Raw genomic sequence first — 20,345 nt, forward strand, 5'->3', positions numbered from 1 at the left:
CCTTCGTCAGGCCACGGGCGTCACCGCGGCAAGGGATGGCTCGCCGAGGTGTAGGCGCGCCAATCGGTTATCTCGGGATAGAACGTCTTCCGCCACTGGCGCACAAGGGGGTTCATCCGCCGCCGCCACAACGGCGGGACCAGCGCGAGGATGCCCATCACCGCGTAACCGAAGGGAAGCTGTGGCGCCTCGTGCGCGCCATATGTCTGCAACAGCGGAAACCGCCGGTCGGGCCGCGCATGGTGGTCCGAATGGCGCTGGAGGTTGATGAGCAGCCAGTTCGTCGCCCGGTGCGAGGCGTTCCAGCTATGGTGCGGCCGGACGTGTTCATACTTGCCGCCGCCCAAATACTTCCGCGTCAGCCCGTAGTGCTCCATGTAATTCACCAGCTCCAGCTGCCAGATCGCCGTCAGCGCCGCGAAAAGATACAGCCCAAGCCCGGTCCAGCCGCCCACGATGACGGCAGCCAGCACGAAAAGAAGCTGCTGCGTCGCATAGCGCCAGAACGGATTCGACCGATCCCACGAAGGGAGCGCCTTCCGCCGCAAGCGCTCGGCCTCTGCGCGCCACGCGGATCGCAGCGACTGCGGCAGCACCCGGAAGAAGAAGCGATGGAAGCTCTCGTTGTAACGCGCCGTCACCGCGTCCCTCGGCGTGCCGACATGGCGGTGATGCACGATCAGGTGCTCGCTCCGGAAATGGCCATACTGCGCCATGGCGAGCAGGACGTCGCCCAGCCAGCGCTCGAACCGGCTGCGCTGATGCATCAGCTCATGCGCATAGACGATGCCCACGGCCCCCATCAGGATACCCAGCCCGAAGGCGTTGACGACCATCTCCCAGGTCTCCAGATGCCCCGCCCGCACCATGTAGCCTATCGCGCCGAACACCGTCACCAATTGCGCCGGCGCCCAGATCACCGTGATCGCGCGGTGCCAGAACAGGTCCTCTTCGGGCGTCTCGACATCGGCATTGCCAAGGTGCAGCCCGCCGATGGCGTCGAGAAGCGAGAACAACCCCCACGATCCCAGCGGCACAAGGACCACCGTCCAGCCGCCCTGGATCGCAGACACCCAGGCCAGCGGCAATAGGATCAGCGAGGCCCAGAACGGCAAGGCCCCGGCAAGTCCGGCAAGAAGCGGTTTCGGCATCGTCCTCGTCCATCGCGGGCCGAAAAGACCCTCTGCCCGGATTAAGATTGCACCAGCGCCCGCGACGCAAGATCGAAGGCCTTCCGCATGACCGTCGGCAGCTCCGACCGCCGCAGGTCGGGCCGGAACGCGCCCCTCTCCGCCATCGCGTCGAGAGGCACCTCGGCCACCCTCAGCGCCAGCGCCAGGTGGAAATGCGTGAAGGTGTGCCGCACCTCTCCGCCCGGATCGCGCCACTCCGCCTCGACCGGCGGCGCGTGCTTCGGCGCGGCCTCGTCCCACTCGGTCCCCGGGAAACCCGTCATGCCACCCAGAAGCCCCCGGTCGGGCCGCGTCTCGACCAGCCAGGCCCCGTCCTCGCGCCGCGCGAGATAGGCGATCCCGAAGCGCACCGGCTTCGCCTTCTTCGCGGCCTTCAAGGGAAGCTCCGCCTGCACGCCCACCGCCCGTGCCCGGCAGCCCTCCATCCACGGGCAGATCCCGCAGGCCGGCGACCGCGGCGTGCAGACCGTGGCGCCCAGGTCCATCACCGCCTGCGCATAGTCTCCCGGCCGCTCCCTAGGCGTCAGCCGCGCCGCCAGTGCCGTCAGCTCGCCCTTCGCCGCCGGCAAAGGCGTCTCGACCCGGAACACCCGCGCCATGACGCGCTCGACGTTCCCGTCGACCACCGTCTCGGGCCGGTCGAAGGCGATGGCCGCGACCGCCGACGCGGTATAGGGCCCCACCCCCGGCAGCGTCAGCAACCCGTCGCGCGTCTCGGGAAAGCGCCCGCCGTGCTCCGCCACCACCGCCCGCGCACCCTTCAGCAGGTTCCGCGCCCGCGCGTAATACCCAAGCCCCGCCCACTCGCCCATGACGGCCGCATCCTGCGCCGCCGCCAGACCCGCGACCGTCGGCCAAAGCGTCGTGAACCGCTCGAAATACGCCTTTACCGCCGCGACGGTGGTCTGCTGCAGCATGATTTCGCTCAGCCACACGCGGTAGGGATCCGGCATCACGCCCACCCGCCGGTCGGCCGGAGACACCCGCCAGGGCAGCACGCGGGCGTGCCGGTCGTACCAGGTCAGCAGATCGTCCGCGCTTGGGTCACGCAATCTTTACGGCTCCTCAACGGGCTTTCGGCTGGCGCGCTGGCCACCGATCCCTAGAATGTGCCCGACTTTCGGGATTGCAAGCGCAGGACCACGATGACCCGCGACAAACGAGACGGACGAAGGATGAAGGGCTTCGAGAGGGCCTCGAGCCTCGTCGCCTCGCGCATCCGCACCGCCGGCGAAAGCCGCGGTTTCGCCGTCTCGCGCCTTCTCACCCACTGGGCCGAGGTCGCAGGCCCCGACATCGCCCGCATCGCCCGCCCCGTCGACGTCACCTACGGACGCGGCGGTCTCGGGGCGACGCTCACGCTCCTGACCACGGGCGCCGAGGCGCCGATGCTCGAGATGCAGAAGGAAACGCTGCGCGAGCGCGTCAACGCCTGCTACGGCTACGCCGCTATCTCGCGCATCCGCATCACCCAGACCGCCGCCACCGGCTTCGCGGAAGGCCGCGCCGCCTTCGATCCGGCGCCCCGGCAGCACCCCGATCAGGCGCCCGTCACGCCCGAAGTCGCCCGGACCGCCGCAGAGGTGCAGGACACCGCCCTGCGCGATGCCCTTGAACGCCTGGGTGCGAACGTCCTATCTCACAGCAAACGGTAAACAAGGTAACCTTTCCCATGACCCGCAGACTGACGCTTATCGCAGCCCTCGCCCTCGTGGCGCTCGGAGGCTTCTTCCTCTACGGCCAGCGCGCCGCGACCGGCGCCGACCCGATGGCGGCCTACGCTCAGGACGCGGCCAGCGTCGACACCTCGATGATTGCCGACATGACGCTCGGCGACCAGAACGCGCCGGTGAAGCTGATCGAGTACGCCTCGTTCACCTGCCCGCACTGCGCCAACTTCCACGCCGAGAACTTCAAGAAGCTCAAGGCCGAATACATCGACACCGGCAAGGTCGCCTTCACCTACCGCGAGGTCTACTTCGACCGCCCGGGCCTCTGGGCCTCGATCGTGGCGCGCTGCGGCGAGAACGCCGAAAGCCGCTATTTCGGCATCGCCGAGATGCTCTACGCCCAGCAGCAGGACTGGGCCCGCAAGGAAACCCCGGCCGAGATCGTCGATTCGCTCCGCCGCATCGGCAAGACGGCGGGCCTGGCCGACGCCGACCTCGACCAGTGCCTGCAGGACGCCGACAACGCCCAGGCGCTCTATGCCTATTACATGAAGAACGTGCAGGCCGACGGCATCGACTCGACGCCCTCCTTCATCATCGACGGCACCAAGTACTCGAACATGCCCTGGGAAGAATTCCAGGCGACGCTCGACAAAGCGCTCGCCGAGGGATGACCCCCCTTCACGGCCTGAAGGTCATCGAACTCGCGCGCGTGCTGGCCGGCCCCTGGGCCGGTCAGACGCTCGCGGACCTGGGCGCCGAGGTCATCAAGGTCGAAAGCCCCGAAGGCGACGACACCCGCAAGTGGGGTCCGCCCTTCATCGAGCACGACGGCGACGTCTCGGCCGCCTACTACCACTCCACGAACCGCGGCAAGGCGTCCGTCACCGCCGACTTCAAGACCCCCGAGGGCCGCGCGCTGGTCGAGAACCTCGTCCGCGACGCCGATGTCCTGATCGAGAACTTCAAGGTCGGCGGCCTCGCCAAGTACGGCCTCGACTACGAGAGTCTCGCAAGGATCAACCCCCGCCTCGTCTACTGCTCGATCACCGGCTTCGGCCAGACCGGACCCTACGCCCATCGGGCGGGCTACGACTACATCATCCAGGGCATGTGCGGGCTCATGTCGATCACCGGCGACACGGTCGGCCAGCCCCAGAAGGCCGGCATCGCCGTCACCGACATCTTCACCGGCCTCTACGCCGTCATCGCGATCCAGGCCGCGCTGGTCCAGCGCCAGACGACCGGTCGGGGCCAGCACATCGACATGGCGCTCCTCGACTGCGGCGTGGCGATCATGGCGAACCAGGCGCTGAACTACCTCGCCTCGGGCACGCCGCCGACCCGGATGGGCAACGCGCACCAGAACCTCGTGCCCTACCAGGTTTTCGACTGCGCCGACGGCTGGATCGTCATCGCCACCGGCAACGACGCCCAGTATCGTCGACTCTGCGCCATTCTCGGCCGCGACGACCTCGCGACCGACCCGGCCTATGCCTCCAACGCCGGCAGGGTCGCGGGGCGCGAGACCCTGATCGCCGCCCTGACCGACGAAACGAAGAAGCGCGACAAGGCCGACATCCTCGCCGCCTGCGAGGCCCACGGCATCCCCGCCGGCCCCATCAACGATCTCGCCGAGGTCTTCGCCGACCCCCAGGTGCAGGCGCGCGGCCTTAGGGCCGAGGACAGCGGCGTCCCCCTCGTCCGGCCGCCCTTCCGCTTCTCCGACGCCGAGACCGCACCCCTCCGCGCTGCCCCCGGCCTCGACGCGGACGGCGACCGGATCAGAGGCGCCTGAGACTGCGCGTCTTGCCGTGTCGAACGGCGTCGGGCTTCTTCCCGCCCAGCACGCCTGGCACAAGCACGCCCGAAGCAGCGCCTCTACGTGCGCCGGGGTCTCGCCGTCCGCCGGATAAACGGCTTACGCAACGTCAACAGTTCGTTGTTTATCGACCTGTCCTGCAATACCCTGCTCCTCAAGGCGCTTACACGCCTTGTACTCCCGGCGATCCCGCGCCCCTCCTCAATAGGCGTGGGATCGCTTCTATCTTGCCGGGCTGAAAGCAGCTTGGCTCAGGGCCGGGACGGGGGCAGAGCCCCCTTACAAGCCCAACCGCCCCAACGCCGTCTCCAGCGCCGCGGCCTCGTCGAACCTCAGCCGCACCGGCAGCGTCAGCACCTTCTGGCGGAACGACGACGGCAGCCGCACCGCATCCTTCTCGGTCGTCACGAGTTGCGCGCCCAGCGCCGCCGCCTCGATCTCGAGCCGCTTCATCAGCGCATCCGACAGCGGCTGGTGGTCGTCCAGCGCCTCCGCCCGCAGAAGCTCGGCACCCTCGGCCCGTAGAGTGGCGAAGAACTTCTCTGGCCGCCCGATCCCCGCGAAGGCCATCACCCGCAGGCCGGCCCAGTCCATGCCTGTCCGCAGAACCTCCAGATGCGCCGTCGCGCGCGGCACGGTGACGGCCCCGCCCCAGGTCGCGCCGAACCGCTCCTGCGCCGCCGCCCCGCCGATGGTCAGCACGAGGTCGGCGCGTGCCATGCCCGCCGCCACCGGCTCGCGCAGCGGTCCCGCCGGGATCACCCGTCCGTTCCCAAACCCCACCTCCGCATCGACCACGACGACCGACAGCGTCTTCGCCACCGCAGGATTCTGAAGCCCGTCATCCAGAAGGATGACACCCGCACCCGCGGCCTCCGCGGCCCGAACACCCGCAGCGCGGTCCTTCGCCACCCAGACGGGCGCGAAGGCCGAGAGAAGAAGCGGCTCGTCCCCCACCTCGCCCGCGCCGTGCTGCCGTTCGTCGACGCGCAGCGGACCCTCGGCGCTCCCGCCATAGCCGCGCGTCACCACGTGCGCGGCCTGTGCGCCCAACCGCTCCAGAAGGGCGATGACCGTCGGCGTCTTGCCGGTTCCGCCCGCCGTCAGGTTGCCGACGCAGATCACCGGCACCCCTGCCGTCACCTCCGGGGGACGCGCCACACGCCTCGCCGTGGCACCCGCATAGATCGACGCAAGGGGGGCGAGCGCCAGCGCCTGCCATCCGGGCCGCGCAGGCGGGTTCGACCAGAACCCGGGCGCCCTCACTTCGTCCCTTCCCCATCAAGCGCCACGTCGATGTCCTCGGTCAGCCACTCGACGACATGGGCGCTTTCCGTCGTCACCGCCCAGCCCGCCTGCGCCAGCGACGCGGCCTTGTCGGGCGCCAGAAGCGTCACCACCGCCTCGCCCAGAGCATCGGGCGACTCGACGGCCATCACCGCGCCCGACGCCTTCAGCCGGTCGAAGCGCGAGGTCGCCTGACCGATCGCCGGCCCGTGCAGCACCGCCGAACCCAGCGCCGCCGGATCGAAGGGATCCGCCAGCGGAGGCCCGTCCGTCAGCGTGCCGCCGATATAGGTCGCGGGAGCCAGCCGGTACCACAGCCCCATCTCGTCCTCGCCGTCGGCGACATAGACCTGCACCTCGGGGTCGGGCTCGCCGCCTTCGCTCCTCAGGCTGGTGCGCCAGTTCCCGGCCTCGAACCGCGCGCGGATCGCCAGCGCTTCGGAGGGATCGGCGGGCGTCACGATCAGCAGCAGGCGATGCGCCGAGCGGAACGCCTTGCGGTGCGCCGCCTCGATCACGTCGGTCTCGTGCGCGCGCACCTGCGCCGCCAGCCACACCGGCCGCCCGCCCAGAAGCTGGGCCAGCGTGTCGCATTCGGCCTGGTTGCAGCGTTGCGCGAGGATGGTGTCGCAGAGAGGCCCCGTGATCTCGATCCGCGTCCCGGTTCCGCCCAGCGAGCGTCGAAGCACCTGCGCCTCGCTTGCCGACACCGCGAGGCAAGCCCTGAACGCGCCCAGGTAGTCCGGATAGCGCCGCCGCGCTCCCACCGCCTCGCGCGAGGGCGAGACGTGGTAGAGCGGCACATCGCGGCGGGCCATCGCGGCGAACAGCTTCGGACGGTCCGTCACCCCCATCTCCACCGCCACGTCCGGACGCCAGTGGTCGAGAAACCGCTGGATCGCCGCCGAGCTTTCGTCCGGAGCGGCATGATGGATGGCCTCGGCGACGAGCGACGGCAGAAGCGGCCCGTAGGCGTCCGTGGTGACGAGACAGGACACCGGCTCTTGCCGCAGCCGCGACAGCGCGCGCGCCAGGGCGGGGGCGGGCCCCGCCTCGGGCGGGGTGCTGGCGTGCATCCACAGAAGCAGTCCCTCGGGGCGCGCGCGGCTTGGCTGTCCGCGCCGCTCCGTCTCGCTGAAGGCGGTCACCGTCTCCGGCTCATCCGGCGTCGTGCCCCGCAGCCGCGCCGCGGCCCGGCCCAGACGCTTCAGGATCCAGCCGTCCTCCAGGTTCAGGATCCCAGCTCCTCGGTCGGGGACACCTCGGCCTCTTCGTCCCTCAGGCGGTGAATATGCGCGATGTAATAGCGCATGTGCGCGTTGTCGACGGTCCGCTGCGCCTCGGCCTTCCAGGCGTTGTAGGCGCTTTGGTAGTCGGGAAACATGCCGACGATGTGCAGCGCGTCGACATCTCGGAAGACGTTCTTCGCGGGATCGACAAGCTCCCCGCCGAACACGAGGTGCAGTCTCTGGGCCATTCCTTCGGTCTCCTGTTTCGTTCCACTGCGGGATCATGCCCCGCGCGGCTTGACGATCGGTGAGCGTGGCACCTTCAACTTCTGACGCCCGTCCACCCGCAGCGCGAAGACGTCCTTGCCGTCGAAGACCACCGGGATCAGATCATGCCCCCACCCCGCGCCCGTGTCGACGTTGACCCGGTTGCCGTAATGCGTCGGCTCGTCCACCGGCGTGTGGCCGTGGACGATCAGCGCCTCGTGGTCGCCCAGGTGCCACAGGAAATCGTCGCGGATCCACATCAGGTCGTCGGGCTCCTGCGCCTCCAGCGGGAAGCCGGGCCGGATCCCGGCGTGAACGAAGATCCGCCCGTCCTTGCGATACCACAGGGGAAGGGTGCGAAGGAAATCCGTATGCGCCTCGGGCACGACGCGCCGCAGCCTCTTGAGAAGCGACGCGTCTCCCTCCAGCAGCTTCTTCCTGACCCCATAGGATTCCAGCGTCGACTTCCCGCCCAAAGCGTGGCTCGGCCACGAGATCCCCGCCCGCATCCGCGCGTGCGTCCCGTCGCCGCCATCAAGCGTGTCGAGGAACAGTCGGTCGTGGTTGCCGCAGAGCACGATCCAGTCCTCGCCCCGCGCGATGCCGTCGATCAGGAACTGGATGACGCCGCGCGACTCCGGACCGCGGTCGACGAGGTCGCCGATGTGGACAACGCGCGGCCGCGCTACGCCGGCACGCCTGGCGTCCTCCGCAATGAGGTCATGGCCTGCCCTCAGCTTGTCGAGGTGGCCGTGGATGTCGCCGATCGCATAGATCATGGGGTGCTCATATTCGGAATGAAGGGAACGGGCCAGACCTGACCCGGTTCCTCGCCCCGCCCCCTCCTCCCGATCCGTGGCGCGCCCGTCACGCCCCGCCCGTCAGACCTCGAACACCAGCGGCCGGATCTGCTCGAACAGCCCCGTCGCCTTCAGCTTTCCGATGACCGGAGCCGGCACCGGCTCGTCGACGTAGAGAAGCGCGATGGCGTCGCCGTTCTTCTGCGACCGGCCAAGGGTGAAGTTGGCGATGTTCACGCCGTTTTCGCCCATGGTCTGCCCCAGCGCGCCGATGATGCCCGGCACGTCCTCGTTCGTGGTGTAAAGCATGTGCGCCCCGATCTCGGCGTCGATGGTGATGCCCTTGATCTGGATGAAGCGCGGCTTGCCGTCCGAATAGACCGTCCCGGCAATGGACCTCTCGCGCTTGTCGGTGGCAACGGTCAGCTTCATGTAGCTGTCGAACACCCCGGACTTCTCCTGCGTCGTCGTCGACAGCGCGATACCGCGATCCTTCGCGATCACGGGGGCCGACACCATGTTCACCTCGGGATTGTGGGCCTTGAGGATCCCCGCCACGGCGGCCGCGTTCAGCGCGGCGGTGTTCATCTCGGCGACCTCGCCGTTGTAGAGGATGTTGACCGCCCGGATCGGCTCGTCCGTCAGTTGCCCCGCGAAGGCGCCCAGGTGCCCGGCGAGCTTCACCCAGGGGCCCATGATCTTGGCCTCTTCCGCCGTCACCGACGGCATGTTCAGCGCGTTCTGCACCGCCCCCGTCAGCAGGTAGTCCGACATCTGTTCGGCGACCTGAAGGGCCACGTTCTCCTGCGCCTCCGTCGTCGACGCGCCCAGGTGCGGCGTCACCACCACGTTCGGCAGGTTGAACAGGGGCGAGTTGACGGCAGGCTCCTCGGCGAAGACGTCGAACGCGGCCCCGGCCACCCGGCCCTCCTTCAGCGCCAGCGCCAGCGCGTCCTCGTCGACCAGCCCGCCACGGGCGCAGTTGATGATCCGCACACCCGGCTTCATCCCCGCGATGGCCTCGGCCGACAGGATGTTCCGCGTCTTCTCGGTCAGGGGAACGTGCAGCGTGATGAAGTCCGCGCGGCGCAAAAGCTCGTCCAGCTCGACCTTCTCGACCCCCAGCTTGTCGGCCCGCTCCTCGGACAGGAAGGGATCGTAGGCCACCACCTTCATGTGCAGGCCCAGCGCCCGCTCGATCACGATCGAGCCGATGTTGCCCGCCCCGATCACGCCCAGCGTCTTGTTGAACAGCTCGACGCCCATGAAGCGGTTCTTCTCCCACTTGCCGGAGTGGGTCGAGGTCGAGGCCTCGGGGATCTGCCGCGCCACGGCGAACATCATCGCGATGGCGTGCTCGGCGGTGGTGATCGAGTTGCCGAAGGGCGTGTTCATCACGATCACGCCTTTCTTCGAGGCGGCCGGGATGTCGACGTTGTCGACCCCGATCCCGGCGCGCGCGACGACCTTCAGCTTCGTCGCGGCCTCCAGCACCTTCTCGGTGACTTTCGTCGCCGACCGGATGGCCAGGCCGTCATACTCGCCGATGACGGACAGGAGCTTGTCCTTGTCCTTCCCGAGGGACGGATCGAACGTCACGTCGATCCCCCGGTCGCGGAAGATCTGGACGGCGGTCTCGCTCAGCGCGTCGCTGACGAGGACTTTGGGTTTCTGTGTCATGGTCTCATCCGTGTCTGTGTGCGCACCGACGCAATACCGACGTGATACCGACGTATTACCGATGCACCAAAATGGGGTTGGATGGCACTCAGGCCGCCTGCGTCTGCGCCGCGATCTCGGTCTCGAAGGCCCACTCGATCCAGGGCACCAAGGCCTCCACATCCGAGGTCTCGACCGTCGCACCGCACCAGATCCGAAGGCCCGGAGGCGCGTCGCGATAATAGGCCGCGTCGTAGGCCACGCCCTCAGCCTCCAGCCGCTTCGCCACCGCCTTCGCAAAGGCAGCACCGTCCCGGATGCGGTCATCGGTGAACTTCAGGCAAACGCTGGTGTTGGACCAAGCCTCGGGAGTCACAGCCAGATTCTCGATCCAAGGCGTCCGCTCGCAAAAGTCCCACAGGACCTGCGCATTGGCGTTCGCCCGCGCCTTCAGCCCCTCCAGACCACCCACCGACTCCGCCCAATCGAGCGCGAAGAGATAATCCTCGACGCACAGCATCGACGGCGTGTTGATCGTCTCGCCCCTGAAGATCCCGTCGATCAGCTTGCCGCCCTTGGTCAGCCGGAAAATCTTCGGCAGCGGCCAGGAAGGCGCATAATTTTCAAGGCGTTGCACGGCGCGGGGCGACAGGATCAGCATCCCGTGCGCCGCCTCGCCGCCCAGCACCTTCTGCCAGGAGTACGTCACGACATCGAGCCGGTCCCACGGCAGATCCTGCGCGAAGGCCGCGCTCGTCGCGTCCACGATCACGAGCCCCTCGCGGTCCGCCGGGATCTCCACGCTGTCGGGCACACGCACGCCTGATGTGGTGCCGTTCCAGGTCATCACCACGTCCGCATCCCAGTCGACAGCATCGAAATCGACGATCTGCCCATAGTCGGCGGTCGTCACTTTCGCGTCGAGTTTCAACTGCTTGACCGCGTCCGTGACCCAGCCTGACCCGAAGCTTTCCCAGGCCAGCATCTCGACCTTGCGAGCGCCCAGCAGGTTCCACATCGCCATCTCGACCGCGCCGGTGTCCGACGCGGGCACGATGGCGATCAGGTAATCGGCCGGAACACCCAGGATTCCGCGCGTCCGCTCGATGGCCGCGAGAAGCTTCGCCTTGCCGATGGCGGCACGGTGCGACCGGCCCAGAGGCGCGTCGTTAAGCTTTTCCAGCTTGAATGTCGGGGGTTTGGCGCAAGGGCCGGAGGAAAACCGCGGATTGACCGGCCGCGATGCCGGTTTCGTCATATTCATCTCTGAATACCCTCTCAGATATACGCCCCTCGTTGGGGAGGGGTGTCCCGCCGACGGAGTTACGCCTGCCCCGACCCTTCCGCAAGCGGGGAAATGACGCTAAGCGGGCGCGATGCGTCGGAATCCGGCGCCGCCCGCTCACGATCGGAATTCGCTGCCCATGCCCGTCATCTCGCTGATCGCCCGTCCCGGCACTCTCGATCCCGCGCTGGTGTCGACGCTGCAGGGCGCATTCGGCGCGACCGGCGACGCGGTCTGGCTCTCGCCTGATGAGGCTTGCGAGTTTCCCGTGGCCGCGACGCCCCTCAATGTCGCGCAGGTCCATTCCGAGGTCGGTGCCATGCGCGTCGATCTGAACTGTCTGCCCGACGGCGACCGCAAGAAGGCCCTCCTGATCGCCGACATGGATTCCACGATGATCGGCCAGGAATGCATCGACGAGCTGGCCGACGAAGCAGGTGTCGGCGTGCGCGTGTCCGAAATCACCGCCCGCGCGATGAACGGCGAGCTGGACTTCGAGGCGGCGCTCCTCGAACGCGTCGGCCTTCTCAAGGGCCTCCCCGTCTCGGTCATCGAGCGCGTGATCGAAAGCCGCATCACCCTCGCTCCCGGCGGCGAGACGCTGGTGCGCACCATGAAGGCGCACGGTGCCACCACCGCCCTCGTGTCCGGCGGCTTCACCCAGTTCACGGGGCGCATTGGCGAACGCCTCGGCTTCGACACGACGCGCGCGAATACCCTGCTGGAGCAGGACGGCAAGCTGACCGGCGACGTCGCCCGCCCCATCCTGGGCCGCGAAGCGAAAGTGGCAGCGCTGCGCGAGCTGTCCCCCGACACATCCCGCGCCATCGCGGTCGGCGACGGCGCCAACGACCTCGGCATGATCGAGCTTGCGGGCCTCGGCGTCGCCCTTCACGCGAAACCTGTCGTGGCCGCGTCCGCGCCGCAAAGGATCGACCACTGCGACCTGACGTCGCTTCTCTTTCTGCAAGGCTACAGCCGCGCCGACTTCCTTATTTCCTGACCTCGTTAATTAACGCTTGCGTTAAATAAAGAATCGGTCGAGGTTTAGCCCATGACCGATCTCAACCGCATCTTCGCCGCCCTCGCCGACGAGACCCGCTTCAAGGTCGTCGAGCACCTGATGGCCCAAGGCGAACAGCCCGCCGGCTCCCTCACCGAGCTGGCCGGCCTCTCGGCCCCCGCCGTCTCTCGCCACCTCAAGGTGCTGCGCGAGGCGAACCTCGTCTCGCAGCGTGTCGAGGGCACACATCGCTATTACTCAGTCCGCTCGGAAGCGCTTCGCTCGATCTCGGACTGGACCCTCGAACACCGCGCCTTCTGGGCCGGCAGCCTCGACCGCCTCGACACGCTTCTCGCCCTCGACCCCGATGGAAAGGACACCGCATGACCGACGCACCCGCCGTCACCGAGATCGAGTTCATCCGCGACTACAAGGTCAGCGTGGACCGCCTGTGGAACGCGGTCACCGCGCCAGACCAGGTCGTGCAGTGGTTCGGCACCGAGGGTGTCCGTCTCGAGGAGTGTCACATGGACCTCTCGCGGACCGGACCCTGGGGCTGCGTGATGGTGGGCAAGGACAGCGGCAACCGTTTCAAGGTCACCGGCCAGGTCACTCACGTCCGCCCGCCCGACAGCGGCGAAGGCTCGGTCGGCCTGACCTGGGGCTGGCACGATCCCGAGGACCGGCGAGGGTCCGAAAGCCACGTCATCTTCGAGATCTCCGGACACGGCGATGGCGCCCGCCTGCGTGTCGTCCACCGCAATCTCGAAGCCGGCGAGGAAGCGCAAAGCCACAGCCGCGGCTGGATCGGCACTCTCATCAAACTGGACGCGCTCCTCGCGTCCTGACCCACGGCAGAAAGGAGAACCCATGCCGGACTTCATGTTCGTCTACCACGGAGGCAAGCCGCCCGAGAGCCAGGAGGCCATCGACAAGGCCATGGCGGCCTGGGGCAAGTGGATGCAGGACCACGGCCCCGCCCTCACCGATGCCGGCAATCCCGTCGGCATGTCGAAGACCGTCACATCGTCGGGCACCACCGACAACGGCGGCGCGAATCCGGTGTCCGGCTACTCCATCGTCTCGGCCGCCGACATCGCCGAAGCCTGCCGGATCGCGTCGTCCAATCCCATGGTCGCCGGCGGCGGTTCGGTCGAGGTGGCCGAGATCGTCCCCATCTCGATGTAGGTCACTCCAGATAACGCCGGACGGCTTCGGACGGCGCATCGAAGAATGCCTTCGTCGGCACGGGAGGGGCGACGCGCCCCTCCTCCACGAAGATCACCTGCTGCGCCACACGCAGCGCATCGTCCGGATCGTGCGTCACCATCAGGATCGTCGCGTCGGGCAGCAGGTCTCTCACCAGATCGAGCATCTCGCCCCGCAGGGCCGGACCGAGCGCCGAGAAAGCCTCGTCCATCAGCACCACGGGCCGGTCGGTCAGCAGCACCCGCGCCAGCGCCGCCCGGCTTTGCTGGCCGCCAGACAACGCGCCGGGCCTGCGATCCTCGAACCCGGTCAATCCCACGCGTTCAAGCGCCGCCCTCGCGCGGGACACATCCTCCGACGTGGGGCGCGTCCGGGGCGCCAGGCCGAGTGCGACGTTGGCGAGAACATCGAGATGCGGGAAGAGGTTGTTATCCTGGAACAGCACCGCCACCAGCCGCGCACCCGGAGCCAGCGGGCCAAGGTCGCGCCTGTCCCACAGGACACGACCCCGGTCCGGCACCTCGAACCCCGCGATCAGCGACAGGAGCGTGGACTTGCCTCCACCCGACGGGCCGATCACCGCCGTGATGCCGCTCGGAACCGAGATGTCGGCGGCAAGCCGGAACCCGCCCCGAGCGAACTCGACCCCCTCAAGCCTCAGCACGCCGCGCCCCCCTGTCGAAGGCCCAGAACGCGGCGAAACTGAGCCCCAGAAGCAGGACAGACGCGCCCGCCGCCTCGTCCATGCGATAGGACCCCATCAGCCGGTAGACCTGCAAGGGAAGCGTCGCCGCCTCGGGGTCGGCGAACAGCGCCACGACGCCAAGGTCCCCCATGCTCAAGGCCGCCGCCAGACCGGCCGAGAAGCCCAGAGGCCGGGACAGGCGCGGCAGGATCAGCACCCGCATCCGACTCCACCCCTGAAGGTCCAGGCTGTCCGCCAGGCGTCCGAAGTCGGCCTCGACCCTCCGCAGCGCGGGGATGAGCGCACGCAGCGCGAAGGGCAGGGTCGAAATCGCATTGACCAGCGCCGTCACCGGAAGCGCCAGGCGCTCGGGGTTGGCGAAAGGAAAGACAAGCAGGAACAGCCCCGTCCCGATGACGAGAGGCGAGGCCGCGATGGCCGTCAGCCCCGCCGCCTCGATCCATCCGCCTCGCGCGCCAAGGCGCACAGCCGCCACGGCCATCGTCAAGGCCAGCGCGGTGACGAGGACCGTCGACGCACCAGCTACGGCGAGCGACCGCAGCGCCGATGTCCAGACCGACTGGGGCAGGGACGGCACTTCCATCACCCCCCGCAGGATCACGGCGCCGATCGGCAGGATGAGGAAAAGCGTCGCGACAAGGATGACCCCGGCATCCTGCGCCCGCAGGATCCGCGTCCGCGCCTCCCACCTGTCGGCGGGCCGGTCCAGACCAGCCGCCAGGTCCGTCGACCCCACGCTCCGAAACGCCAGCAGCGCGACCGTCACCGTCAGGCCAAGCTGCACCAGCGACAGAAGCGCCGCCCGCGACAGGTCGAATTCGAACCGGACCGCCTGGTAGATCGCCAGTTCCACAGTCGTCGCCCTCGGCCCGCCGCCAAGCGTCAGGGCGACGGCGAAGCTCGTCAGGCACAGCACGAACACGACGACCGCCGCCCCCGGCACCACCGACAGAAGCATCGGCCGCTCCAGATGCCGAGCGACAGCACCCGCGTCCATGTCGAGCGTCGCCGCCAGCCGGAACCGTTCGGCGGGAATCTCCTGCCAGCCCTGAAGGATCAGCCGCGTTGCAAGCGGGATGTTGAAGAAGACATGCGCCAGCACGACGCCATGCAGGCCGTAGACCGACACCGCCGGAAGCCCCGCCAGCGCCAGCGCGCCGTTCAACAGGCCGTTCCGCCCGAAGATCGCGATGAGTCCGAAGACCGCGACGATCACTGGCAACAGAAAAGGCGCGCCCAGAAGCGTCACCAGCGCACCGCGTCCGACGAACCGCCGCCGCGAAAGCGCGCGGGCAACGGGAATGGCCAGACCGACACTCAGGACAGCGGAGAGGACCGCCTGCCAGAGCGTGAACCGGATCGCCGCCCAGTCGGAGGGCGACAGCCCCGAGCCCGGCTCGGCCCGCCAGACCAGTGCGCCGGTACAGGCCAGGATCAGGACGGGGATCGCGGCGGCGCCCGCGACCCCGGCCCATCCTCCGGGACCTAGCGGCTGAGCGCGGTCAGCCATTCGTCCAGCGCCGGATCGCGCGCCTCGCGCGCGTCCTCGGGCGCCAGCAGAAGCGCCGTTTCCGGCTCGAGAAGCGTCTCGAACCCTTGGGGAAGTCCGGCCTCGGGCGTGACGGCCGGGTACATCCAGTTCGTCGTCGGGATCGCGGACTGGAACGCCTCGGTCAGCATGAAGGCGAGGAAGTCTTCGGCCAGGTCCGGCTGGTCGGTCGCGGCCAGCTTGCCGGCGACCTCGACCTGAAGGTAGTGCCCCTCCTCGAACGCGGCGGCGGCCTTGGTGTCATCCTCCTCGGCGATCAGGTGATAGGCGGGCGAGGTCGTGTAGGACAGCACCATGTCCGCCTCGCCTTCCAGGAACAGGCCATAGGCCTCGGACCAGCCCGGAGTCACGGTCACGATGTTGTCGGCCAGGCCCTCCCAGATCGAGGCCGCCTCGTCGCCGTAGGCCGCCTTGACCCACATCAGCAGACCGAGGCCCGGTGTCGACGAACGCGGATCCTGGATCACCACGCGGACGTCACTCTCGGCCAGGTCGCGGAACGAAGTCGGCACATTCGCCATCTCCTTGTCATGGACGAAGGCGAAGAAGCCCCAGTCGTAGGGCAGGAAGGTGTCGTCCTCCCAGGTCACGGGCATGTCGAGCGCAGGCACCGAAAGCCCGTGCGGCGCGAACAGACCCGTCGTCTCGGCTTCGGCCGTCAGGTTGGTGTCGAGGCCCAGGACGACGTCCGCTTCGCTCCGCTCGCCCTCCAGCTTGACGCGCGCCAGAAGCGCCGCGCCGTCGCCCGCCGCGACGAAGCGCAGGTCGCAGGCGCAGGTCTCTTCGAAGGCAGCTTCGACGGCGGGGCCGGGACCCCATTCGGACACGAAACTGTCGTAGGTCATCACGGTCAGGACGGGCTTGTCCTGCGCGAACGCAGAAGACGTTGCCAGAAGCCCTGCCGCAAGGATGGTCGGGAAACGCATGGTCTCTCTCCTTGTCAGTGGGCGGGGGGACAAAGGATGAGGATCGCTCGACCTTCCCTCCGCCGGTGCTAGCCGGTTCAGGTTCAACGGGTTCGCCGATGCGGCATCTCAGCTTCGATGGAAGCACCCCGAGGTAGGGGTTAGGTAGCGCGAGCACCCAATACCCGCAAGCCCTCCCCCTTCATCTTGCCCCAAATACGCGGCCTGCCCGCGACGCCCGATGCGACGCGGGGACTGTTCCTCGCCCTTCTGTCCGGCTAAGAGCGAACCCATGAGCCTGAACACCTACGGACACCTTTTCCGCGTCACCACCTGGGGCGAAAGCCACGGACCCGCCCTCGGCGCCACCGTCGACGGCTGCCCTCCCGGCGTGCCGCTGAACGAGGCCGACCTCCAGGTCTGGCTCGATCGCAGGAAGCCGGGCCAGAACAAGTTCACCACGCAGCGGCAGGAGGCCGACGCGGTCGAGATCCTGTCCGGCGTCTTCGAGGGCCTGACCACGGGCACGCCGATCCAGCTCATGATCCGCAACACGGACCAGCGATCCAAGGACTATGGCGACATTTCCGAGAAATTCCGTCCGGGTCACGCCGACATCACCTACTGGCAGAAGTACGGCATCCGCGACTATCGCGGCGGCGGACGATCGTCGGCGCGCGAGACGGCCTCGCGCGTTGCGGCGGGCGGCGTCGCGCGACAGGCGCTCGGCGCTCTCGTCCCCTCGATGACCATCACCGGCTACATGGTGGGCATGGGCGGGAAGGACATCGACCGGTCGCGCTTCGACTGGGACGAGATCGCGCGCAATCCGTTCTGGACCCCCGACGCGCAGGCCGCGGCCGAGTGGGAGGAGTACCTCGGCGCGCTGCGCAAGTCCGGTTCGTCGATCGGCGCGACGATCGAGGTGACGATCCGCGGGTGCCCTCCCGGCCTTGGCGCGCCCGTGTACGGCAAGCTCGACACAGGCCTCGCCGCCGCGATGATGTCGATCAACGCCGTGAAGGGCGTCGAGATCGGCGAGGGCATGGCGGCCGCGCGTCTGACGGGCGAAGCCAATGCCGACGAGATCGCGATGGGTCCGGACGGTCCGGTCTACGCTTCGAACCACGCGGGCGGCATCCTCGGCGGCATATCGACCGGGCAGGACATCGTCGTGCGCTTCGCCGTCAAGCCGACCTCGTCGATCCTGACGCCGCGCAAGACGATCACCAAATCGGGTGAGGCGACCGAGATCGTCACCAAGGGCCGCCACGACCCCTGCGTCGGCATCCGCGCCGTCCCGGTGGCCGAGGCGATGGCGGCGGCGGTCATCCTCGACCACCTCCTTCTCGACCGGGCGCAGACGGGCGGTACGCGAGGGAAGATCGGATGAGTTCCGGCTTCATCGCCCTCATCCCCGCGGATCCGAAGGCGCGTCTTGACGCCGACACCGCCGCCAGGCTCGAGACCGCCCACGCCGAGATCGTCGGCAGCACCGAGACGTGGTTCAAGGACTATGGCGCGCGCCTTCAGTTCATCGACTGCGGCGGCAACTTCGAAGCCATCCTCTGCCCCGCCTGCGGCAAGCCCGCCGAAACCGACTGGTGGGGCCAGCGGATGGATCACGCCTGGAACGCGGACCACGGCTTTCATCTTTGCGACTTCGCCATGCCCTGCTGCAAAGCGCCGGCGCGGCTCGACACCCTCGTCTACCAGCCGCAACAGGGTTTCGCGACGTGGTTCCTGTCGGCCCGAAACGAGACGCGCGGTCCCCTGAACGCGGGCGAACTGGCACGGCTGGAGCATGTCGCCGGACTGCCCCTCAAGGTGATCTATCAGCACTACTGAATTGGATCTCGCCAAGGCCGGATCGCTCGCCGATAGTCGCCGCCGCATGACCCGCCGCACGACGATCCTCTCGATCTTCTTCCTCCAGGCCTTCGCCGCCGGAGGTCTCTTTCCCCGCATTTCGGACATCCAGACAGGGCTCGGTCTCGACAAGGCGACGCTCGGAATCGCGCTGACTGCGGCCGCCGCCGGCGGGTTGGCGACGAACCTCGCCGCAGGCCGCCTGGTCCAAGGCCTGGGCACGCGCGTCATCCTTGGCGTGGGAGTGCCGCTTCTCGCCGCGACGACGGCCGGGGTCGCGCTGGCGCCGACGCTTCCCCTGCTCTTCGCCGCGCTGCTGGCCGTGGGGACCTGCTTCACACTGACGAATATCGCGATGAACCTCGAAGCCGACCGCGTCGAGTCCGAAACCGGCCGCCGCGTGATGAATCGCTGCCACGGGTTCTGGAGTGCGGGAATGCTCCTCGCCGCGCTGACCGGCACGTTCGCCCGTGGCATTCCGCTTCCAGCAACGCTGCACCTGTCTCTCGTGGTTCCGGTCGTCTGCGCGTTCCTCCTGCCCCTCGCCTTCCGAATGCGACCCGCCCCGCCCGCACCCGACGACAAGCTCGACGGGCCGCGCTTCGCCATGCCCTCGCGCCGCACGCTTGGCCTGATGCTTTTCGGCATCTCGGGCGGCATCGCCCAAAGCGCCACGCAGAACTGGTCCGTGATATACGTCGAGCAGACCTTCGCCACCGCCGGCTGGATCGCCACGCTGCCGTTGTCGGCCTTCCTCGTCGCGATGACTCTCGGCCGGATGCTCGCCGACGGCTGGAGCGAGCGTCATGGCCCCCTGCGGACGACGAACGCGCTTGCCTGTCTTGCGCTGTTCGGCGCGCTTTGCGTCGTACTGGCGCCGTCGGTCTGGGTAGCAATGGCGGGCTTCGCCTTCATGGGGACAGGCATCGCCGCGCTCTTCCCGTTGATGATCTCGGGGGCGGCGCGGTCTGGAAACCGCCCCGCCGCCGAAAGCGTGGCGGCGGTGCTCGTTTTGTCGGGCCTCGTCATGCTGGCCGTGCCCGCGCTCATGGGCTCGATCGCGGAAAGCTTCGGGCTGAGGGTCGCCTTCTGGGCGCTGGTCCCGCCGTTCCTCGTGACGCTCGCACTCGTGCGCCGAACGGTCGCCGCCAGCCTCCCGTCCTCGACGAGATGAGACCGGCGAACGCGCCGTGCGGTTCGGCCTGAAAGGCCTAGCAAGAACTCAACCCGCTTTCAGAAGCCGGGCGTCTTCGTCGGCGACGAGGCGCATGGCCGGACGCGAACCGCACCGCACGACCCAATCCTTGACGGCAGCGTCGTCCGGTATCAGGTGCGGAGCCCATTGGAACGTCGAGGCGACGATCAGGTCGGCAACGGTGTAACGATTCCCGGCCAGCCATGTCCGCCCGTCCGCGAAGGCCTCGACCAGACGCGCTTGAGCTTCAGGCAGACCGCGAAACGTGAGTTGCAGCAGCGGATGCTCGATCTTGCCGAAGGCGAAGACGACCACAGGCTCCAGCACATCGCCGTACCACGCCAGCCACGACAGCATCAGGCCGCGCTCGGGATGATCGACGGGCAGCGCGAGACCCGCTTGGGGAAAGAGCTCGGCCAGGTGAAGCGCGATTGCGGCGGACTCGCGGATTGCCACCCCGTCCTGAATCAGCAAGGGCACCTTTCCTTCGGGATGCGGGTTCCGCGCGTCGGCGCCGTCCGTTCCGTCCATCCTCGCGATCGAGATGGTCTGGACCTGGACGCGGTCGCGGATCCCCAGCTCCTCGATCAAGGCTACGATGCGGGACGAGCGGCTTTGGGGGGCGTGGTAGAGGGTCAACATGGCGAGCATCCTTGATTTGCGTCTTGCGATGAATCCATTCTGCCGTGACCCTGTT

At 68.2% G+C, this 20,345-nt stretch carries 22 protein-coding genes and 1 riboswitch; of the genes, 10 read left to right on the forward strand and 12 right to left on the reverse strand.

Going from position 1 to position 20,345, the window contains the following annotated elements:
* Positions 1–20: 20 nt before the first annotated feature.
* Together C8D95_RS18145 and mutY are read right to left on the reverse strand one after the other, a co-directional pair.
* On the reverse strand, positions 21–1,151 hold the full coding sequence (locus tag C8D95_RS18145) for an alkane 1-monooxygenase (protein ID WP_109760613.1): 1,131 nt from the start codon (positions 1,149–1,151) through the stop codon (positions 21–23).
* A gap of 41 nt (positions 1,152–1,192) precedes the next feature.
* The gene (mutY, locus tag C8D95_RS18150; protein ID WP_109760614.1) at positions 1,193–2,245 is read right to left on the reverse strand and encodes an A/G-specific adenine glycosylase; all 1,053 of its coding nucleotides are present in this window, start codon (positions 2,243–2,245) and stop codon (positions 1,193–1,195) included.
* Between the two features lie 93 nt (positions 2,246–2,338).
* Between mutY and C8D95_RS18155 the strand changes: the two genes are divergently transcribed.
* Genes C8D95_RS18155 through C8D95_RS18165 form a run of 3 tightly spaced genes read left to right on the forward strand, consistent with a single transcriptional unit; the run spans position 2,339 to position 4,661 of the window.
* Positions 2,339–2,848 (forward strand): DUF721 domain-containing protein, encoded by a 510-nt coding sequence (locus tag C8D95_RS18155; protein ID WP_206508389.1) that lies wholly within the window; start codon positions 2,339–2,341, stop codon positions 2,846–2,848.
* A gap of 17 nt (positions 2,849–2,865) precedes the next feature.
* Positions 2,866–3,537, forward strand: a complete 672-nt coding sequence (locus C8D95_RS18160) for a DsbA family protein (RefSeq protein ID WP_109760616.1) — start codon at positions 2,866–2,868, stop codon at positions 3,535–3,537.
* The gene (locus tag C8D95_RS18165) at positions 3,534–4,661 is read left to right on the forward strand and encodes a CaiB/BaiF CoA transferase family protein (protein ID WP_109760617.1); all 1,128 of its coding nucleotides are present in this window, start codon (positions 3,534–3,536) and stop codon (positions 4,659–4,661) included. The genes C8D95_RS18160 and C8D95_RS18165 overlap by 4 nt, the downstream gene beginning before the upstream one ends.
* A 303-nt stretch (positions 4,662–4,964) precedes the next feature.
* Here C8D95_RS18165 and lpxK read toward each other — a convergent pair whose 3' ends face one another.
* The 6 genes from lpxK to C8D95_RS18195 all read right to left on the reverse strand — a co-directional run bounded on the left by lpxK (position 4,965) and on the right by C8D95_RS18195 (position 11,191).
* Positions 4,965–5,951, reverse strand: coding sequence for a tetraacyldisaccharide 4'-kinase (gene lpxK / locus C8D95_RS18170; RefSeq protein ID WP_109760618.1), 987 nt, complete (start codon positions 5,949–5,951; stop codon positions 4,965–4,967).
* A complete protein-coding gene (locus tag C8D95_RS18175) occupies positions 5,948–7,120 on the reverse strand; it encodes a 3-deoxy-D-manno-octulosonic acid transferase (protein ID WP_109760619.1) in 1,173 nt (390 codons plus the stop codon). The genes lpxK and C8D95_RS18175 overlap by 4 nt, the downstream gene beginning before the upstream one ends.
* 83 nt (positions 7,121–7,203) lie before the next feature.
* Positions 7,204–7,449, reverse strand: coding sequence for a DUF4170 domain-containing protein (locus C8D95_RS18180; protein ID WP_109760620.1), 246 nt, complete (start codon positions 7,447–7,449; stop codon positions 7,204–7,206).
* 33 nt (positions 7,450–7,482) lie between these two features.
* The gene (locus tag C8D95_RS18185; protein ID WP_109760621.1) at positions 7,483–8,247 is read right to left on the reverse strand and encodes a metallophosphoesterase; all 765 of its coding nucleotides are present in this window, start codon (positions 8,245–8,247) and stop codon (positions 7,483–7,485) included.
* A 102-nt stretch (positions 8,248–8,349) separates the two neighbouring features.
* Complete coding sequence (gene serA, locus C8D95_RS18190) at positions 8,350–9,948, reverse strand: phosphoglycerate dehydrogenase (RefSeq protein ID WP_109760622.1); 1,599 nt, start codon at positions 9,946–9,948, stop codon at positions 8,350–8,352.
* Positions 9,949–10,036: 88 nt separating this feature from the next.
* A complete protein-coding gene (locus C8D95_RS18195; RefSeq protein WP_109760623.1) occupies positions 10,037–11,191 on the reverse strand; it encodes a phosphoserine transaminase in 1,155 nt (384 codons plus the stop codon).
* 160 nt (positions 11,192–11,351) lie between these two features.
* Here C8D95_RS18195 and serB point away from each other — a divergent pair, with 160 nt between their 5' ends.
* Genes serB through C8D95_RS18215 form a run of 4 tightly spaced genes read left to right on the forward strand, consistent with a single transcriptional unit; the run spans position 11,352 to position 13,403 of the window.
* Positions 11,352–12,215: a phosphoserine phosphatase SerB gene (gene serB, locus C8D95_RS18200; RefSeq protein ID WP_109760677.1), complete on the forward strand. Its 864-nt coding sequence runs from the start codon at positions 11,352–11,354 to the stop codon at positions 12,213–12,215.
* Positions 12,216–12,266: 51 nt separating this feature from the next.
* Entirely contained in the window at positions 12,267–12,602 is a 336-nt protein-coding gene (locus tag C8D95_RS18205; protein WP_109760624.1) for an ArsR/SmtB family transcription factor, read from the forward strand.
* The gene (locus tag C8D95_RS18210; RefSeq protein WP_109760625.1) at positions 12,599–13,063 is read left to right on the forward strand and encodes an SRPBCC family protein; all 465 of its coding nucleotides are present in this window, start codon (positions 12,599–12,601) and stop codon (positions 13,061–13,063) included. The genes C8D95_RS18205 and C8D95_RS18210 overlap by 4 nt, the downstream gene beginning before the upstream one ends.
* 22 nt (positions 13,064–13,085) lie before the next feature.
* Complete coding sequence (locus tag C8D95_RS18215; protein WP_109760626.1) at positions 13,086–13,403, forward strand: YciI family protein; 318 nt, start codon at positions 13,086–13,088, stop codon at positions 13,401–13,403.
* A gap of 1 nt (position 13,404) precedes the next feature.
* On the opposite strand, the gene C8D95_RS18220 is transcribed toward C8D95_RS18215, so the two are convergent.
* Genes C8D95_RS18220 through thiB form a run of 3 tightly spaced genes read right to left on the reverse strand, consistent with a single transcriptional unit; the run spans position 13,405 to position 16,605 of the window.
* Entirely contained in the window at positions 13,405–14,088 is a 684-nt protein-coding gene (locus C8D95_RS18220) for a thiamine ABC transporter ATP-binding protein (protein ID WP_109760627.1), read from the reverse strand.
* The gene (locus C8D95_RS18225) at positions 14,075–15,640 is read right to left on the reverse strand and encodes a thiamine/thiamine pyrophosphate ABC transporter permease ThiP (protein WP_109760628.1); all 1,566 of its coding nucleotides are present in this window, start codon (positions 15,638–15,640) and stop codon (positions 14,075–14,077) included. Before C8D95_RS18225 ends, C8D95_RS18220 begins: the two co-directional genes overlap by 14 nt.
* Positions 15,616–16,605 carry a thiamine ABC transporter substrate binding subunit gene (gene thiB, locus C8D95_RS18230; RefSeq protein WP_109760629.1) on the reverse strand — a complete coding sequence of 330 codons (990 nt, stop codon included), beginning with the start codon at positions 16,603–16,605 and terminating at the stop codon, positions 15,616–15,618. Before thiB ends, C8D95_RS18225 begins: the two co-directional genes overlap by 25 nt.
* Before the next feature lie 37 nt (positions 16,606–16,642).
* Positions 16,643–16,746, reverse strand: a riboswitch (TPP riboswitch).
* A gap of 130 nt (positions 16,747–16,876) precedes the next feature.
* On the opposite strand from thiB, the gene aroC reads away from it, so the two are divergent.
* From aroC to C8D95_RS18245, 3 genes are read left to right on the forward strand one after another with little or no spacing between them, the layout of a single operon-like run.
* On the forward strand, positions 16,877–17,977 hold the full coding sequence (gene aroC / locus C8D95_RS18235; protein ID WP_109760630.1) for a chorismate synthase: 1,101 nt from the start codon (positions 16,877–16,879) through the stop codon (positions 17,975–17,977).
* Complete coding sequence (locus C8D95_RS18240) at positions 17,974–18,432, forward strand: hypothetical protein (protein WP_109760631.1); 459 nt, start codon at positions 17,974–17,976, stop codon at positions 18,430–18,432. Before aroC ends, C8D95_RS18240 begins: the two co-directional genes overlap by 4 nt.
* Positions 18,433–18,478: 46 nt before the next feature.
* Positions 18,479–19,627: an MFS transporter gene (locus C8D95_RS18245; RefSeq protein ID WP_126918449.1), complete on the forward strand. Its 1,149-nt coding sequence runs from the start codon at positions 18,479–18,481 to the stop codon at positions 19,625–19,627.
* Between the two features lie 48 nt (positions 19,628–19,675).
* Here the strand turns inward: C8D95_RS18245 and C8D95_RS18250 are convergent, their stop codons facing one another.
* Positions 19,676–20,290 carry a glutathione S-transferase family protein gene (locus tag C8D95_RS18250; RefSeq protein WP_109760633.1) on the reverse strand — a complete coding sequence of 205 codons (615 nt, stop codon included), beginning with the start codon at positions 20,288–20,290 and terminating at the stop codon, positions 19,676–19,678.
* Between the last annotated feature and the right edge of the window lie 55 nt (positions 20,291–20,345).

Source organism: Silicimonas algicola (assembly GCF_003148765.1).
Classification (GTDB): domain Bacteria; phylum Pseudomonadota; class Alphaproteobacteria; order Rhodobacterales; family Rhodobacteraceae; genus Silicimonas; species Silicimonas algicola.